Genomic DNA, 16,867 nt, shown 5'->3' with positions numbered 1-16,867 from the left:
CGTGATCTCGTACATCATCCGCCGGCTGATAGCAGCGGTGATCCTGCTGCTGGTCGTCACGGCGGTCACCTTCGGCATCTTCTTCGTCCTGCCGAAGCTGGCCGGACAGACCGCCGATCAGCTGGCCCAGCAGTACATCGGCAAGAACCCCACGCCCGAGGACATCGCGGCGGTCAAGCGGAACCTTGGCCTCGACGAACCGGTCTACGTGCAGTACTGGGACTTCGTCAGGGGACTCGTCGGCGGCGCCACCTACGACCAGGGGCCGACCACCGTACGGTGCGACGCCCCCTGCTTCGGGTACTCCTTCAAGACCCACATGGAGGTCTGGCCGGAGCTCGTCGACCGGCTGCCGATCACCATCTCGCTCGCCATCGGTGCCGCGCTGCTGTGGCTGGTCTCCGGCGTCCTGGTCGGCGTGGTCTCGGCGCTCAAGCCCGGCTCGTTCTTCGACCGGGCCGCCATGGGCGGTGCGCTCGCCGGCGTCTCGCTGCCCATCTTCTTCACCGCCCAGCTGTTCCTGCTGCTCTTCAGCTACAAGCTGGAGATCTTCGGACGGACCTACGTGCCGTTCACCGAGAACCCCTCGCAGTGGGCGAACACCCTCTTCCTGCCGTGGTGTTCGCTGGCCCTGCTCTACGCGGCCATCTACGCCCGCCTCACCCGCTCCGGGATGCTGGAGGCGATGAGCGAGGACTTCATCCGCACCGCGCGCGCCAAAGGCCTGCGCGAGCGCCGGGTGGTCGCCAAGCACGGCCTGCGGGCCGCGCTCACCCCGATCGTCACCGTCTTCGGCATGGACATCGGCCTGCTGCTCGGCGGTGCGGTCATCACCGAGTCCGTGTACTCGCTGCACGGCATCGGCGAGTACGCGGTGCAGTCGATCGTCGCCAACGACCTGCCGCCGATCCTCGGCGTCACCCTGCTCGCCGCGTTCTTCGTCGTCTTCCTCAACCTCGTGGTTGACCTTCTGTACGCCGTCGTCGACCCGCGCGTGAGGGTGTCATGACCGAACTGACCAAGAGCGGCGCCGCGGTGGGCGAGCCGGTGCAGAGCCCGCCGTCGCGGGCCTTCCTCGACGTACGCGACCTCAAGGTCCACTTCCCCACCGACGACGGCCTGGTCAAGTCCGTCGACGGCCTCTCCTTCCAGCTGGAGAAGGGCCGCACACTGGGCGTCGTCGGCGAGTCCGGCTCCGGCAAGTCCGTCACCTCGCTCGCGATCATGGGCCTGCACCGGCTCGGCGCACGCGGCAAGAACGTACGGATGAGCGGTGAGATCTGGCTCGACGGCAAGGAGCTGGTGAACGCCGACCCCGACGAGGTGCGGCGGCTCCGCGGCCGCGAGATGGCGATGATCTTCCAGGACCCGCTGTCCGCGATGCACCCGTACTACACGGTGGGCAGCCAGATCGTGGAGGCCTACCGAGTCCACCACAAGGTGCCGAAGAAGGTCGCCCGCGCCCGGGCCGTCGAGCTGCTGGACCGTGTCGGCATCCCCGAGCCCGGCAAGCGCGTGGACTCCTACCCGCACGAGTTCTCGGGCGGCATGCGCCAGCGCGCGATGATCGCGATGGCGCTCGTCAACAACCCCGAGCTGCTCATCGCGGACGAGCCGACCACCGCGCTGGACGTGACCGTCCAGGCGCAGATCCTGGACCTGATCCGGGACCTGCAGAAGGAGTTCGGCTCGGCGGTCATCATCATCACCCACGACCTGGGCGTGGTCGCCGAGATCGCCGACGACATCCTGGTGATGTACGGCGGGCGCTGCGTGGAGCGCGGGCCGGTCGACACGATCTTCTCCGCGCCGAAGCACCCCTACACCTGGGGCCTGCTCGGCTCGATGCCCCGCATCGACCGGGAGCAGACCGACCGGCTCATCCCGGTCAAGGGCCAGCCGCCGTCCCTGATCAACGTGCCGAGCGGCTGCGCGTTCAACCCGCGCTGCCCGTACGCGGACGTGCCGAAGGGCGGGATCACCCGCACCGAGCGTCCGGACCTGCGTGAGGTGGGCTCCGGCCACTTCTCCGCCTGCCACATGCCGCAGGAGGAGCGCACGCGGATCTGGACCGAAGAGATTGCGCCGAAGCTGTGACCAACGAACCGACCAACACGACCGGCACCTCCTCCGACGCCCTGCTGAAGGTCGAGGGCCTGGTCAAACACTTCCCCATCAAGAAGGGCGTGCTGCGGCGGCAGGCCGGCGCGGTGAAGGCGGTCGACGGCATCGACTTCGAGGTGCGCCGGGGGGAGACCCTGGGCGTGGTCGGCGAGTCGGGCTGCGGCAAGTCCACGATGGGCCGGCTGATCACGCGTCTGCTGGAGCCCAGCGGCGGCAGGATCGAGTTCGACGGCACGGACATCACGCACCTGAAGACGGCCGGGATGCGGCCGCTGCGGCGCGACATCCAGATGATCTTCCAGGACCCGTACGGCTCGCTGAACCCGCGCCACACCATCGGCACCATCGTCTCCGCGCCCTTCCGGCTGCAGGGCGTGGAGCCCGAGGGCGGCGTGAAGAAGGAGGTCCAGGGCCTCCTGGAGCGGGTCGGCCTGAGCCCGGAGCACTACAACCGCTACCCGCACGAGTTCTCCGGCGGACAGCGCCAGCGCATCGGCATCGCCCGCGCCCTGGCGCTGAAGCCGCGGCTCGTGGTCGCGGACGAGCCGGTCTCCGCGCTGGACGTCTCCATCCAGGCGCAGGTCGTGAACCTGCTGGACGACCTCCAGCAGGACCTCGGGCTCACGTACGTGATCATCGCGCACGACCTGTCGGTCGTCCGGCACGTCTCGGACCGGATCGCGGTGATGTACCTCGGCAAGATCGTGGAGCTGGCGGACCGGACCTCGCTGTACGAGGCGCCGATGCACCCGTACACCAAGGCCCTGATGTCGGCGGTGCCGGTCCCGGACCCCAGGCGCCGGCACGCCAGGAGTGAGCGCATCCTGCTCAAGGGCGACGTGCCGTCGCCGATCTCCCCGCCGAGCGGCTGCCGCTTCCACACGCGGTGCTGGAAGGCGACGGAGGTCTGCAAGGTCCAGGAGCCCCCGCTGCTGGAGCTGGCCCCGGGCCGCCGGGTCGCCTGTCACCACCCGGAGAACGCCCCCGACCAGGTCCCGGGCGACGCGCTGCTGGCCTCCGCGGGCGAGGCGATCGAGATCGTCCCGGCGACGAAGGCGGTGGCGGAGGCGGCGGAGGCCGGAACCGAGGCCGCGGCTTCCGCTTCCTCTTCGCAGGGCGGGACCCCGGCTTCCGGGGCGTCGCCGCGGGACGAGGCCCCGGAGAAGCTCTGATCCGTCCGGACGCGGTGCGGGGGCCCGGCCCCCGGCCGCGGGTCCGCCTCCCGGGCGCTGCCGCCGCGGCCGGGGCGCGCCCCCGGATGCCGGCGCACCCGCCGGGTGAGGTCGCGGCGGGCCGGACGTCCGGCGGAGCGGAGCCTTCCGCGGGAGGCGGCACAATTGTGCGGTGCTCCAGGAATTGTTCACGCCGTCCGTCCAACACGCGCTCGACCTCGCCGGGATCTTCGTCTTCGCGATCTCCGGCGCGCTCCTTGCGGTCCGCAAGAACTTCGACGTGTTCGGCATCGCCGTCCTCGCCGAGGTCACGGCGCTCGGCGGCGGGCTCTTCCGGGACCTCGTGATCGGCGCGGTGCCGCCCGCCGCCTTCACCGATCTCGGGTACTTCGTCATGCCCCTGGTCGCGACCGTCCTCGTCTTCTTCCTGCACCCCCAGGTCGAGCGCACCCAGACCGCTGTCAACGTCTTCGACGCCGCGGGCCTCGGGCTCTTCTGCGTCTCCGGGACGACCAAGGCGTACGAGCACGGGCTCGGGCTGACGTTCTCCGCCGTGCTCGGGCTCGCCACCGGGGTGGGCGGCGGCGTGTTGCGCGACGTCCTCGCCAACGAGGTCCCGTCGCTGCTCCGCTGGGACCGGGATCTCTACGCCGTGCCCGCCATCGTCGGCGCCACGATGGTGGCGCTCTGCATCCGCTTCGACATGCTGAACCCCTTCACCAGCGGCCTCGCGGCCCTGACCACGTTCGTGCTGCGACTCCTCGCCCTGCGCTTCCACTGGCGGGCGCCGCGGGCCTGGAACCGCCGTTCCGCCCGCTCCGAGGACGAGCTCCCCAGGAAAGCTACCGCTTAGTATTTTTCTGCTGTACGGTTCCGAGCCATGGACAGCGAGTTCGACCGCGACACCGCGGTGACCCTCCGCGAGCCGGGCGTCTACGACGCCGAGCTCTCCGCCGGCTGGACGATCATCTCCGCGGTCAACGGCGGCTACCTGCTCGCCCTGCTGGGCCGCGCCCTCGGGGAGGCCCTGCCGCACCCCGACCCGTTCACCGTCTCGGCGTACTACCTCACGCCCTCCGTGCCCGGCCCGGCCGTCATCCGGACCGAGACCGTCCGCACCGGCCGGACGCTCTCCACGGGTCAGGCGTCCCTCTTCCAGAACGGGCCGGACGGCGCCGAGGTCGAGCGCATCCGGGTCCTCGCCTCCTACGGCGACCTCGACACGCTCCCCGACGACGTCCGCACCTCGGCCAAGCCGCCGGCCATCCCGCCCCGCGAGCACTGCCTCGGCCCCTCGGACGGCCCGGCGCCCATCCCCGGCTCCTCGGCCATCACCGAGCGCCTCGACATCAAGCTCGACCCCGCGACCCTGGGCTGGGCGCTCGGCGCGCCCTCCGGGAAGGGCGAGATGCGCGGCTGGTTCGGACTGGCCGACGGCCGCGACCCCGACCCGCTGTCGCTGCTCCTGACCGTCGACGCGCTGCCCCCGACCTCGTTCGAGCTCGGCCTGACCGGCTGGACCCCGACCGTCGAACTCACCACCCACATACGCTGCCGCCCGGCCCCCGGCCCGCTGCGCGTCGCCATCACCACCCGCAACCTCGCCGGCGGCTTCCTGGAGGAGGACGCCGAGGTCTGGGACAGTGCCGACCGTCTGGTCGCCCAGTCCCGCCAGCTGGCCCGCGCACCGCGCGGGTAGCCGCGCCACCGAGCTCGCCGAGCGCCTCGACGCCCCGTACGCACCACCCGCCGGGACGTCGGGGCGCTCTTCCGCGTCGTGGCGTCCGGGGTGCCGGGCTCGGCGGACGGGGTCGGTCAGTCCAGCCAGTGGCGGCGCCCCAGGGCGACCAGCCGCAGCTGCCGGCGTGCGGTCCGCGCCACGCGCTCGTGCTCCCCGCGGTCCCGTGCCGCCCGGCCCTGCGCCTCGTGGTTCCGGGCGTCGCCGCCCCCTGCCTCGCGGTCGGGGCCGACGGCCAGGAACGCCGAGGCGGTCATCACCATGTGGTCCACGTACAGACCGGCGAGCATGAGCAGATCGTCCCGGTCCCAGCCGCGGGACTCCGGCTGCCGAGCCAGCTCGTCGGCCACCTCCCGGACGAACAGGTCGAGTTGACCGCCGATCGCCTCCCGTACGCGCCGCACGCCGCCGTGCCGCTCGCGGACGATGAACCGGACGTGGGCGGGGTACCCGTGGACCAGGTCGGCGATCAACTCGACTGCCGCGGCGATCCGTTCGCCGCTGTCCCCGGTCGTCGCCAGTGTCGTACGGAGGGTCTCGTGCAGACTGCCGAGGGCCTCGTCGACCAGCGCGACACCGAGGTCGGCGGTGTCGCGGAAGTGGCGGTAGAAGGCGGCCGGGGCGACGCCGACGGCGCGGGTGACCTCGCGCAGGCCGAGGCTGCTCAGGCTCTGCTCCTCCAGCAGCAGCAGGGCGGCGTCCAGCAGGGCCTGACGGGTCTTCTGCTTCTGGGCCCGGCGGATCCCGGTCCCCGTCCCGGCGGCGTGACTCATTCCATGAGTAAACAACCGTTGCCCGCGACGCGACAGTCATCGCATTCGTTAGACTGGGTAGTCAGTGAACAACTGTTTCCGATTCAGGAGGTTGTTTCCGATGCTCTTCCTCGTGGCAGCCCTGCTCCTGCTGGGGGTGCTCATGGGGTCCGTGGCCCATGTGCCCCTGCCCGTCACCGTCGTCGCGGCCGCCGTCATCGGCGCCTGGCTGCTCGTCTTCGCCGCGCGCGAGCGGCGGCGGCACCGCCACCACTGACGCACCGCCACCACTGACGCACCACCACGGAACGTCACCGCGGTGGCTGACGCCACCGTCCTCACCGAAGGAGCGTCGTCATGGAACTCACCGCACCGCCCCGGCGCCGCACCGGCATCCGGGACGCCGACGGCATGGCCGTCGCCGCGTTCGTCCTGGGACTGCTGGGGCTGCTGGTCCTCAACATCATCCTCGGGCCCATCGCCATCGGACTCGCCCTGCTGGCACTGCGCCGCGGTACCGCGCGCCGCGGGCGCGCCCTGCTCGGCCTCGGCCTCGGCATCGCGGACCTGGTGGTCCTCGCCGCGCTGGCCTCGGCCGACGGCACGCTCTCCTGGAACCTCGGCTGACGGCCCCGGGTCCGCCCGCGGCCCCCGCCGCGCGGACCGCGCGCCGACCGGGTGCCGACCGCACCGGGCGGCCTCCGGCGGCCCCGGGGAGCCTCGTAGAATCGAGGCACCATGGCCTACCTCGACCACGCCGCGACCACTCCGATGCTCCCGGAGGCGATCGAGGCGATGACCGCCCAGCTCGCCGTCACCGGCAACGCGTCCTCGCTGCACGCCGCCGGCCGCCGGGCCCGCCGTACCGTCGAGGAGGCCCGCGAGATCCTCGCCGAGGCGCTGGGGGCGCGCCCCAGCGAGGTCGTCCTCACCTCGGGGGGTACGGAATCGGACAATCTCGCCGTCAAGGGCCTGTACTGGGCCCGGCGCGATGCCGACCCGCGCCGCGTGCGGGTATTGGCCAGCCCCGTCGAGCACCACGCCGTCCTCGACGCCGTGCACTGGCTCGGCGAGCACGAGGGCGCGACCGTCGAGTACCTGCCCGTCGACGTGTACGGACGCGTCCACCCCGACGCGCTGCGCGAGGCCGTCGAGCGGGACCCGGAGAGCGTCGCCCTCATCACCGTGATGTGGGCCAACAACGAGATCGGCACCGTCATGCCGGTCGCCGAACTCGCCGCCGTGGCCCGCGAGTTCGGCATCCCCCTGCACTCCGACGCGGTCCAGGCGTTCGGCCAGGTCCCGGTCGGCTTCGCCGCCTCGGACCTCGCCGCCCTGACCGTGTCCAGCCACAAGATCGGCGGTCCGTACGGCATCGGCGCCCTGCTGCTGGGACGCGAGCACAGCCCCGTCCCGGTGCTGCACGGCGGCGGCCAGGAGCGCCACGTCCGCTCCGGCACCCTCGACGTCCCGGCCGTCGCCGCCTTCGCCGTGGCCGCGCGACTGGCCGCCGAGCGCCGCGAGGAGCACGCCCGGGACATCGGCGCCCTGCGCGACCGGCTGATCGACGCCGTCCGCGCGGCCGTCCCGGACGCCGTCCTCGGCGGGGACCCGGACGCGGCCGGCCGCCTGCCCGCCAACGCCCACTTCGCCTTCCCCGGCTGCGAGGGCGACTCGCTGCTGCTGCTGCTGGACGCCCAGGGCATCGAGTGCTCCACCGGCTCCGCCTGCACGGCCGGCATCGCCCAGCCCAGCCATGTGCTGCTGGCCACCGGGACCGACCCCGACCTGGCCCGCGGCACCCTGCGCTTCACGCTCGGCCACACCTCCACCGACGCGGACGTGGAGGCCGTGGCGAAGGCCATCGGCCCGGCGGTGGAGCGGGCCCGCACGGCCGGTCTCAGCTAGGGCCCGTCCTCCGGACCCTCCCGGGCCCGCCCGCCTCGGCCGGCGGCCGCTCCGCCGCGGCCCGTACCAGGCGCATGTACCGGTCCCAGTCCCAGTGCGGGCCCGGGTCGGTGTGGTCGGTGCCCTCCACCTCCACGTGGCCGATGATGTGCTCCCGGTCGACCGGTATCCCGTACCGGGCGCATATCCCCGCCGTCAGCCGCGCCGACGCCTCGTACATCGCCGCCGTGAAGTCCTGCGGGCGGTGCACGAAACCCTCGTGCTCGATGCCGATGCTGCGCTCGTTCATGTCGCGGTTGCCGGCGTGGAAGGCCACGTCCAGCTCGCGGATCATCTGGGCGACGTGGCCGTCCTTGCGGACGACGTAGTGGGTCGCGGCGCCGTGCCCGGGGTTCTTGAACACCTTCAGGGCCGTGGGATAGCTGCCCTGGACGACATGGATCACCACCCGGTCGATCGTGTAGTCGTCCGGCCGGTCGGCCCGCCGCCAGTTCGCCCGCGCCGCCGCCGTCCACTCCGCGCCCTTGTGGTCCAGCTCGCCCTCGACGCGCTTCTTCTCCATGCCGGGCAGCCGCCACCAGGCACGTCTCAGTTCGTCCCGGGCCAGCACGGCCGTACCGACGACGGCCGCGCCACCACCGATCAGCACCGCGCGGCGGCCGACTCCCCGCCTGTGAGCACTCCCCATGTGATCGTCAACGCATGCGCATGCGTATTCGGTTCCCGTGTCCTTCCGCCCGCCCCGTACCCTGGTGGGGCTATGACTGAGACTCCCCAGCGCCCCCTCCGCGTCCTCGCCGCCATGTCGGGCGGCGTGGACTCCGCCGTCGCCGCCGCCCGTGCCGCCGAAGCCGGGCACGACGTCACCGGGGTGCACCTGGCCCTGTCCGCGAACCCGCAGTCCTTCCGCACCGGCGCCCGCGGCTGCTGCACCATCGAGGACTCGCGCGACGCGCGCCGCGCGGCCGACGTCATCGGCATCCCGTTCTATGTGTGGGACCTGGCCGAGCGGTTCCGCGAGGACGTGGTCGAGGACTTCGTCGCCGAGTACGAGGCCGGCCGCACCCCCAACCCGTGCCTGCGCTGCAACGAGAAGATCAAGTTCGCGGCGCTGCTCGACAAGGCGCTCGCGCTGGGCTTCGACGCGGTCTGCACCGGCCACTACGCCACGGTCGTGACCCGCGAGGACGGCAGCCGGGAGCTCCACCGCGCCTCCGACATGGCCAAGGACCAGTCGTACGTCCTCGGCGTGCTCGACGAGCGCCAGCTCGCCCACGCCATGTTCCCGCTGGGCGACACGCTCACCACCAAGGACGAGATCCGCGCGGAGGCGGAGCGGCGGGGCCTGGCGGTGGCGAAGAAGCCCGACAGCCACGACATCTGCTTCATCGCGGACGGCGACACCCAGGGCTTCCTGGCGTCCCGGCTGGGCAAGGCGGAGGGCGACATCGTCGACGAGTCCGGCGCCAAGGTCGGCACGCACGAGGGCGCGTACGGCTTCACCATCGGCCAGCGCAAGGGCCTGCGCATCGGCCACCCGGCGCCCGACGGAAAGCCGCGCTACGTGCTGGACATCTCGCCCGTGGACAACCGGGTGACCGTCGGCCCCGCCGAGGCACTGGACGTCACCGCGCTGACCGCGATCAAGCCCCGCTGGTGCGGCACGGCCCCCTCGGGCCCCGGCACGTACACGGCCCAGCTGCGCGCCCACGGCGGCGAGACCCCGGTGACGGCCTCCCTGGAGGGCGGAGAACTGCACGTCACCTTCGATGAACCGGTCCGCGGCGTGGCCCCCGGCCAGGCGATCGTCCTGTACGACGGCACCCGCGTGGTCGGCTCGGCGACCATCGCCACGACCACGCGGCGCAGCGCGGCGCCGGCCACGGCCTGATCCCGGGGCGGCCGCGGCCCGCGTCGCTCCGCCGCCACTCCGCGCTCGCGGAGAAACGCTCCGGCACCTGCGGCGCCACCGCGTGCACCTGGCCGGTCAGCGTGCGTGCCGCCGGGCGCGGCGCCGCCTCCGCGACCGCGCGCGCCGCGTCGCGTCGCGCGGCTCCGTCCTCGCGCGCCCACGGCGTACGGCCGGTGTCCGCGCTGCCGCCGCGCCCGCGCCGGCCGGAGGTGTCCGCGGTGACGCGCGATGCCGGCAGCCCGGCGAGCGGCGCGTCACCCGCCCCGGTGCTCAGCTCCCCGCCCGCCAGGATCAGCGGCGCTCCCGCTTCCGCGCCCGTGCGCGAGGCGCGTGCCGTCGGCCGACTCGATCGCCCCGCTCGGGTCCTCCGTGCGGGGGCGGACCGGCGCCCGCGGCGGAGCCCCGACGCCGGCCGGTCACACCACGTCGGTCCGGTAGAAGCAGAGGTGGCCGGCGATGGCGGCGACATCCGGCGACGGGTCGGGATACGCCCACGCCACGTCCCTCGCCCCGTCCAGGGACCAGTACGACGCCGTGCCCTTGAACGGGCAGTACGTCTGCGTGTCGGACGGGGACAGCAGGTCCGTGCGGACGTCCGCCACGGGCAGGTAGTAGCGCACGGGACAGCCCGTCTCGCGCAGCACGAGCGGCCGCCGGCTCTCCGCCACCAGCCGCCCGTCGAGGACGACGCGCACATGGTCGGTGCCCGGTTCGATGGTGATGCGGTGTCCTGTCGTCATGGCCGGTGCAACGGCGGTGACCGGCCGTCGATTCCCGGGCCGTGGTGCCGGCAGGCCCGTAGGGTTGCGTCGTGAACATCTGTGTCTTCCTCTCCGCCGCCGACCTCGACGAGCGCTACACGGTCCCGGCCCGCGAGTTCGCCCAGCTGCTCGGCAAGGCCGGCCACACCCTCGTGTGGGGCGGCTCCGACGCCGGCCTCATGAAGGTCGTCGCGGACGGCGTCCAGGAGGCCGGCGGCCGGCTCGTCGGCGTCTCCGTGGAGTTCCTGTCCCACAAGGCCCGTCCCGGGGTCGACGAGATGGTCGTCGCCAAGGACCTCGCCGAGCGCAAGGCGCTCCTGCTGGCCAAGGCCGACGCGATCGTGATCATGGTCGGCGGCACGGGCACACTCGACGAGGCCACCGAGATCCTGGAGCTGAAGAAGCACGGCCTGCACGGCAAACCGGTCGTGCTGCTCAACACCGCCGGGTTCTACGACGGACTGAAGGAGCAGTTCCGGCGGATGGACGCCGAGGGCTTCCTCCCCGTGCCCCTGACGGACCTGGTGTTCTTCGCGGAGGACGGCGTCGCCGCCCTCGCGTACCTGGAGGAGAGCGCCGGGCTCCGGTAGCGGGCCGGGAGTGCGAGCATGGCCCGTATGGCTACACATCTGATCACCGGCGCAGGGTCCGGCATCGGCGCGGCCGTCGCGCGCCGGCTGCACGAGCGGGGCGACGACCTCGTGCTGCTGGCACGTGACGCCGGACGCGCCAAGGAACTGGCCGGCGCCTACCCCGGCGCCCGTACGCTCGTCGGCGACCTCGCCACCCCCGACCGGCTCTCCTGGGCCTTCTCGCACCAGTCCCTCCCGGACCGCCTCGACTCGCTGCTGCACGTCGCGGGCGTCGTCGACCTCGGCCGGGTCGGCGACCTGACCCCCAGGACGTGGCGCCACCAGCTCGACGTGAACCTGGTCGCCCCCGCCGAGCTGACCCGGCTGCTCCTGCCGCAACTGCGGCTTTCCCAGGGGCACATCGTGTTCGTCAACTCGGGCGCCGGGCTCAACGCCCATGCCGAGTGGGCCGCGTACGCCGCCTCCAAGCACGGCCTGAAGGCGCTGGCCGACGCACTGCGCCACGAGGAGCACCCGGCCGGCGTACGGGTCACGTCCGTCTATCCGGGCCGTACGGCCAGCCCCATGCAGGCCAAGGTCCACCAGCAGGAGGGCAAGGAGTACGACGCCTCCCGGTGGATCGACCCGGAGTCGGTCGCCACCGCGATCCTCACCGCCCTGGACCTGCCGCGCGACGCGGAGATCAACGACCTGACGGTGCGACCGGGACGATAGGGGGCCGCGGGGATGGGGGATTTCGTTCGCAACGTCGTCACCGGGGGCCGGCAGGAGACGCTGATCCAGGCGGGCCGCATCGAGCACCTCGTGGTGGGCGATGCCCGCGCGGTGCCCGAGGAGGTGACCGTCGCGCCGCCGTGGGGTGATCGCGGCACCCCGCTGCGCGGTCGCGAGGAACTGCTGGGGCGGCTCATGGCCGAGCCGGGCGTCCACGTGCTGTACGGGCTGGGCGGCGTCGGCAAGACGAGCCTCGCCCTGGAAGCCGCGCACCGCCACCGCGAGCGGGGCGCGCCGGTGTGGTGGGTCGCCGCACAGGACGGCACCCGGCTGTCCGGGGGCATGCGGGCCGTCGCCCGGCACTTGGGGGCGACCGACGACGACCTGGCCGCCGGGCTCACCGCCGACCTGCTGTGGCAGCGCCTGGACCGGCTCGACGGTCCGTGGCTGCTCGTGGTCGACAACGCCGACGACCTGGGCCTCCTGGACGGTCCGGGGCGGCTCGCGTCCGGCACCGGCTGGGTGCGCCCCCACAGCGCCCCGCGCGGGCTGGTCCTGGTGACCACGCGCGACGGCGACCCGGCCGGCTGGGGCCCGCTGCCGGTGCTCCACCCGGTCGGGCCGCTGGCCCGCGCGGAGGGCGCACAGGCGCTGCACGACCGGGCGGGGGAGAGCGCCGGCCGGTCCGAGGACGCGGCCCGGGTGGCCGTACGGCTCGGAGGGCTGCCGCTCGCCCTCGACACGGCCGGGCGCTACCTGGCCTCGGTCAACGAACGGCCCCCGTTCCTCCGGGGCGCCGACGAGCCCGCCTCGTACGCCGCGTACCTGGCGGCCATCGGCAGCGGTGACCTGACCGTCGACGGCGACGGGACGCTGGCCCGTATCTGGGACATGTCGCTCGCCCTCGCCGAGGCCCGCGGGCACACCTGCGCCCGGCCGGTGCTGCGCCTGCTGGCCGGCTTCGCCGACGCGCCGGTCCCGCTGCGGATCCTCGACCCCGCCCGCGTCCCGGGGACGACCCCCGCGGGCCTGTGGGGTGCCCTCCAGGCCCTGGACCGGCTCGGCCTGGCCGAACTGCGCGACGGCGACGGCGACCAGCCGGTCGTCGCCCTGCACCCCCTGGTGCGGGACGCCCACCGGACGGACGCCGCCCGGGCCCTGGCCGAGGACCTGGCGGCGCGCGCCGCCGCCGCCGACCGCCGGCCGGAGGACCCCGCCCGGTGGCCCTTCTGGTCGCTGCTGCTGCCGCACCTGCTGGAGCTCGAACCGGGGGACGGCTCGCCCGAGCACCTGTGGGTGGGGGCGCTGTGCGCGGCCGACCACCTGACGCGCACCGGCGCTCCGGAGCGGGGGCTGGCGGCGGTGCGGCCGCTCGCGGCGCGGGCCCCGCAGATGCTGGGCGCCGCGCACCGGCTGAGCCACTGGGCGCGCTCCCTGGAGGTGAGCGCGCTGCTCGACGCGGGGCAATCCGCGCAGGCGCGGGCGGCGTGCGGGGCACTGCTGCGGGACTGCGAGGAGCACTTCGGCCCGGACGGGCCGGTGACCCTGCGCACCCGCCACCTGTACGCGGTGGCGGCCCAGCAGACCGGCGACATGGCGGCGGCCCGGGACGCCTACGGAAAGGTGCTGGAGGTGTACGTCCGGCTGCTGGGCCCCACCGACCGGCACTCCCTGGCCACCCGGCACAACCTCGCCATGCTGCACCACCTGGACGGTGACCCGGCCGGCGCCCGCGCCGAGTACGAGGCCGTCCTCGCCGCGGAGACGGAGACGCTGGGCGCCGAGCACCCGAGCACCCTGACGACCCGGCACAACCTGGCCACCGCGCTCGCCGACTGCGGGGAGACGGAACGGGCGGTCGCCGAGTACGCAGCCGTCCTGGAGGCCCGCTCCCGCGTCCTCGGCTCCGAGCACCGGGAGACGGAGGCCACCCGCCTCATGCTGGCACGTACGCTGCCGGGGTGAGCGAGAACAACGACTTCAGCTGGGGCCCGGCCACCGGGATCGGGTCCATGCCGGGCGGCGACGCGCGCGAGGCCGCCAAGACGGTCGTGGGGTCCTTCGAGGACTTCCCCCACCTCCCGGAGCTGCCGGCCCGCGGCCCCGGCGCGGACATGGTCGGGCGGACCATCGGGCTGCTGGTGGAGATGTACGCGCACGTCGAGCCGAGCGGCTGGCGGATCAGCGACCGGCCCGGCCGCGACACCCGCCGGGCCAGGTCCTGGATGGGCGAGGACCTGGACGCCCTGGAGGAGTTCACGCAGGGGTACGAAGGCGTCGTGAAGGTCCAGGCCGTGGGCCCTTGGACGCTGGCCGCCGCGCTGGAGCTGCGGGGCGGGGAGGCCGCGCTGGGCGACCCGGGCGCGTGCCGGGACCTGGTCGCGTCGCTCGCCGAAGGGCTGCGGGCCCATCTCGCGGAGGTGCGGCGCCGGGTGCCCGGCGCGCGGGTGGCGCTCCAGCTGGACGAGCCGTCCCTCACCGCCGTCCTGCGCGGGCAGGTCAGGACCGCCAGCGGGTACCGCACCCACCGGGCGGTGGACCGCCAGGTCGTCGAGGGCGCGCTGCGGGACGTCGTCGCGGTCCACGACGGCCCGGTGGTCGTCCACTCGTGCGCGCCGGACGTGCCGTTCGCGCTGCTGCGCCGGGCGGGCGCCACGGCCGTTTCGTTCGATTTCAACCTCCTCACGGAGCGTGACGAGGAGCAGATCGGTGAGGCGGTCGAGAGCGGGACGCGGCTGTTCGCGGGCGTCGTGGCGTCCACCGACGGCCCATTGTCGGACCCTGCCGGTAGCGTCATGGGTGTCAGGACGCTGTGGCGCAGGCTGGGGCTGCCTCCGGGGACTCTCGCCGAGTCGCTGGTGATCACCCCGACGTGCGGGCTGGCGGGCGCCTCGCCCGCGTACGCCCGGGCGGCGCTCGCCCACTGCGTCAAGGCGGCGAGATCGCTCGCGGACAACCCTGAGTAACGTCGTAACGGGAGGAACACGGTGGCTGTCGAACAGCAGGACGCGGTGCCGGCCGAGGCACGGGAGAAGCACGCGCAGCTGGCCGAGCAGGTGGAGGAGCACCGCTTCCGCTACTACGTGAAGGACCAGCCCGTCATCAGCGACGCGGAGTTCGACCGGCTGCTGCGCTCGCTGGAGGCGATGGAGGAGGAGTATCCGGAGCTGCGGACGCCCGACTCGCCGACCCAGAAGGTCGCCGGGGCGTACGAGACGGAGTTCACCGCCGTCCAGCACCGCGAGCGGATGCTCTCGCTGGACAACGCCTTCGAGGACCTGGAGCTGGCGTCCTGGGCGGACCGGGTCGCCAAGGAGGTCGGCACCTCGGACCACCACTTCCTGTGCGAGCTGAAGGTCGACGGCCTCGCCGTCAACCTGACGTACGAGAACGGCCGGCTCACCCGCGCGGCGACGCGCGGCGACGGGCGGACGGGCGAGGACATCACGCCGAACATCCGCACCATCGCCGACGTCCCCGAGCGGCTGAAGGGCGACCGGATCCCGGCCCTCGTCGAGATCCGCGGCGAGGTCTACTTCCCGATGGAGAAGTTCGAGGAGCTCAACGCCCGGCTGGTGGAGGCCGGTGACAAGCCGTTCGCCAACCCCCGCAACGCCGCGGCCGGTTCGCTGCGCCAGAAGGACCCGAAGGTCACGGCGACGCGCCCGCTGCACATGGTGGTGCACGGCATCGGCGCCCGCGAGGGCCTTGAGATCCGCCGCCTGTCGGAGGCGTACGAACTGCTGCGGGAGTGGGGCCTGCCGACCGCGCGGCACAACAAGGTCGTCGACGGCATCGACGGCGTGCGGGAGTTCATCGCGTACTTCGGGGAGAACCGGCACTCCGTGGAGCACGAGATCGACGGTGTGGTCGTCAAGCTCGACGAGATCCCGCTCCAGGGGCGGCTGGGGTCCACCTCGCGCGCGCCGCGCTGGGCGATCGCCTGGAAGTACGCGCCGGAGGAGGTCAACACCAAGCTGGTCAACATCCGCGTGGGCGTGGGCCGTACGGGCCGGGTGACGCCGTACGCGCAGGTGGAGCCGGTGACGGTCGCGGGCTCGGAGGTCGAGTTCGCCACCTTGCACAACCAGGACGTGGTCAAGGCCAAGGGCGTGCTCATCGGTGACACGGTGGTGCTGCGCAAGGCCGGTGACGTCATCCCGGAGATCCTCGGGCCGGTGGTGGACCTGCGGGACGGCACCGAGCGGGAGTTCGTGATGCCGGCGGAGTGCCCGGAGTGCGGTACGCCGCTGCGGCCGATGAAGGAGGGCGACGTCGACCTGCGCTGCCCCAACGGGCGCACCTGCCCGGCGCAGCTGCGGGAGCGGCTGTTCTACCTGGGCAGCCGCAAGTGCCTCGACATCGAGAACTTCGGCTACGTGGCGGCGGCCGCGCTCACCAAGCCGCTGGAGCCCGCGGAACCGCCGCTGGTGGACGAGGGCGATCTGTTCGACCTCACCATCGAGCAGCTGCTGCCCATCAAGGCGTACGTCCTGGACCAGGACAGCGGTCTGCCCAAGCGGGACGCCAGAACGGGTGAGGAGAAGGTCGTCACGGTCTTCGCCAACCAGCAGGGCGAGCCCCGCAAGAACGCGCTGGCGATGCTGGAGAACATCGCGGCGGCCAAGCAGCGGCCGCTCGCCCGGATCATCACGGGCCTGTCGATCCGTCATGTCGGTCCGGTGGCGGCGGAGGCGCTGGCGCGGGAGTTCCGCTCGATCGACCGGATCGAACAGGCCACCGAGGAGGAGCTGGCGGCGGTCGAGGGCGTCGGGCCGACCATCGCGGCCTCGCTCAAGCAGTGGTTCGAGGTGGACTGGCACCGGGAGATCCTGCGCAAGTGGCGGGCGGCGGGCGTCCGCATGGAGGAGGAGAGCTCCGGGGAGGACGAAGGCCCGCGTCCGCTGGAGGGGCTGACGGTGGTCGTCACCGGCACCCTGCAGAACCACACCAGGGATGGCGCAAAAGAGGCGCTCCAGAGCCGCGGAGCGAAAGTGACCGGTTCCGTTTCGAAGAAAACCGCCTTCGTGGTGGTGGGTGACAACCCTGGTTCAAAGTACGACAAGGCCATGCAACTGAAGGTTCCGGTTCTGGACGAGGACGGGTTCGCTGTCCTGCTGGAACAAGGGCCTGACGCGGCGAAGGAGGCGGCGGTACCCGTCGAACAGTAGGCCGGGGACAAGCCACGGAACG

Annotated in this window: 17 protein-coding genes; 14 read left to right on the top strand and 3 right to left on the bottom strand. The window is 73.1% G+C overall.

Annotation, left to right across the window (positions count from 1 at the left end):
• The first annotated feature begins 1 nt into the window (after position 1).
• The 5 genes from IH00_RS0114805 (at position 2) to IH00_RS0114785 (ending at position 4,995) form a co-directional block, all read left to right on the top strand.
• Entirely contained in the window at positions 2 to 1,009 is a 1,008-nt protein-coding gene (locus tag IH00_RS0114805; RefSeq protein WP_031073602.1) for an ABC transporter permease, read from the top strand.
• The gene (locus tag IH00_RS0114800; RefSeq protein WP_031073600.1) at positions 1,006 to 2,097 is read left to right on the top strand and encodes an ABC transporter ATP-binding protein; all 1,092 of its coding nucleotides are present in this window, start codon (positions 1,006 to 1,008) and stop codon (positions 2,095 to 2,097) included. The genes IH00_RS0114805 and IH00_RS0114800 overlap by 4 nt, the downstream gene beginning before the upstream one ends.
• The gene (locus IH00_RS0114795) at positions 2,094 to 3,296 is read left to right on the top strand and encodes an ABC transporter ATP-binding protein (protein ID WP_031073597.1); all 1,203 of its coding nucleotides are present in this window, start codon (positions 2,094 to 2,096) and stop codon (positions 3,294 to 3,296) included. Before IH00_RS0114800 ends, IH00_RS0114795 begins: the two co-directional genes overlap by 4 nt.
• Positions 3,297 to 3,468: 172 nt before the next feature.
• Complete coding sequence (locus tag IH00_RS0114790) at positions 3,469 to 4,149, top strand: trimeric intracellular cation channel family protein (protein ID WP_031073595.1); 681 nt, start codon at positions 3,469 to 3,471, stop codon at positions 4,147 to 4,149.
• A 27-nt stretch (positions 4,150 to 4,176) separates the two neighbouring features.
• Entirely contained in the window at positions 4,177 to 4,995 is an 819-nt protein-coding gene (locus IH00_RS0114785) for a thioesterase family protein (protein ID WP_031073594.1), read from the top strand.
• 116 nt (positions 4,996 to 5,111) lie between these two features.
• On the opposite strand, the gene IH00_RS0114780 is transcribed toward IH00_RS0114785, so the two are convergent.
• Entirely contained in the window at positions 5,112 to 5,807 is a 696-nt protein-coding gene (locus IH00_RS0114780; RefSeq protein ID WP_031073593.1) for a TetR family transcriptional regulator, read from the bottom strand.
• Between the two features lie 100 nt (positions 5,808 to 5,907).
• Between IH00_RS0114780 and IH00_RS43365 the strand changes: the two genes are divergently transcribed.
• From IH00_RS43365 to IH00_RS0114765, 3 genes are all read left to right on the top strand, one after another.
• Positions 5,908 to 6,063 (top strand): hypothetical protein, encoded by a 156-nt coding sequence (locus IH00_RS43365; RefSeq protein ID WP_199819758.1) that lies wholly within the window; start codon positions 5,908 to 5,910, stop codon positions 6,061 to 6,063.
• An 80-nt stretch (positions 6,064 to 6,143) separates the two neighbouring features.
• Positions 6,144 to 6,413 carry a hypothetical protein gene (locus IH00_RS0114770; protein WP_031073592.1) on the top strand — a complete coding sequence of 90 codons (270 nt, stop codon included), beginning with the start codon at positions 6,144 to 6,146 and terminating at the stop codon, positions 6,411 to 6,413.
• Between the two features lie 111 nt (positions 6,414 to 6,524).
• Positions 6,525 to 7,694, top strand: coding sequence for a cysteine desulfurase family protein (locus IH00_RS0114765; protein WP_031073591.1), 1,170 nt, complete (start codon positions 6,525 to 6,527; stop codon positions 7,692 to 7,694).
• On the opposite strand, the gene IH00_RS0114760 is transcribed toward IH00_RS0114765, so the two are convergent.
• Positions 7,687 to 8,382 carry an N-acetylmuramoyl-L-alanine amidase gene (locus tag IH00_RS0114760; RefSeq protein WP_052411387.1) on the bottom strand — a complete coding sequence of 232 codons (696 nt, stop codon included), beginning with the start codon at positions 8,380 to 8,382 and terminating at the stop codon, positions 7,687 to 7,689. The two genes, IH00_RS0114765 and IH00_RS0114760, sit on opposite strands and share 8 nt — an antisense overlap.
• 72 nt (positions 8,383 to 8,454) lie before the next feature.
• On the opposite strand from IH00_RS0114760, the gene mnmA reads away from it, so the two are divergent.
• On the top strand, positions 8,455 to 9,585 hold the full coding sequence (mnmA, locus tag IH00_RS0114755) for a tRNA 2-thiouridine(34) synthase MnmA (RefSeq protein WP_031073589.1): 1,131 nt from the start codon (positions 8,455 to 8,457) through the stop codon (positions 9,583 to 9,585).
• 437 nt (positions 9,586 to 10,022) lie between these two features.
• Here the strand turns inward: mnmA and IH00_RS0114750 are convergent, their stop codons facing one another.
• Complete coding sequence (locus IH00_RS0114750) at positions 10,023 to 10,346, bottom strand: DUF427 domain-containing protein (protein ID WP_031073588.1); 324 nt, start codon at positions 10,344 to 10,346, stop codon at positions 10,023 to 10,025.
• A gap of 71 nt (positions 10,347 to 10,417) precedes the next feature.
• Between IH00_RS0114750 and IH00_RS0114745 the strand changes: the two genes are divergently transcribed.
• The 5 genes from IH00_RS0114745 to ligA are packed head-to-tail and all read left to right on the top strand — an operon-like array spanning position 10,418 to position 16,845.
• Positions 10,418 to 10,957 (top strand): LOG family protein, encoded by a 540-nt coding sequence (locus IH00_RS0114745; protein ID WP_031073587.1) that lies wholly within the window; start codon positions 10,418 to 10,420, stop codon positions 10,955 to 10,957.
• Positions 10,958 to 10,975: 18 nt separating this feature from the next.
• Positions 10,976 to 11,674, top strand: coding sequence for an SDR family oxidoreductase (locus IH00_RS0114740; protein WP_031073585.1), 699 nt, complete (start codon positions 10,976 to 10,978; stop codon positions 11,672 to 11,674).
• A 12-nt stretch (positions 11,675 to 11,686) separates the two neighbouring features.
• Positions 11,687 to 13,639: a tetratricopeptide repeat protein gene (locus IH00_RS0114735; protein ID WP_031073583.1), complete on the top strand. Its 1,953-nt coding sequence runs from the start codon at positions 11,687 to 11,689 to the stop codon at positions 13,637 to 13,639.
• Entirely contained in the window at positions 13,636 to 14,640 is a 1,005-nt protein-coding gene (locus tag IH00_RS0114730; RefSeq protein ID WP_031073581.1) for a methionine synthase, read from the top strand. Before IH00_RS0114735 ends, IH00_RS0114730 begins: the two co-directional genes overlap by 4 nt.
• A 21-nt stretch (positions 14,641 to 14,661) precedes the next feature.
• On the top strand, positions 14,662 to 16,845 hold the full coding sequence (gene ligA, locus IH00_RS0114725) for an NAD-dependent DNA ligase LigA (RefSeq protein WP_031073579.1): 2,184 nt from the start codon (positions 14,662 to 14,664) through the stop codon (positions 16,843 to 16,845).
• Positions 16,846 to 16,867: the final 22 nt, after the last annotated feature.

It is taken from the genome of Streptomyces sp. NRRL S-118 (assembly GCF_000716335.1).
Taxonomy (GTDB): Bacteria; Actinomycetota; Actinomycetes; order Streptomycetales; family Streptomycetaceae; genus Streptomyces.
The sequence above is the reverse complement of the archived record's forward strand: the minus strand, read 5'-3'. Positions and strand labels throughout refer to the sequence as shown.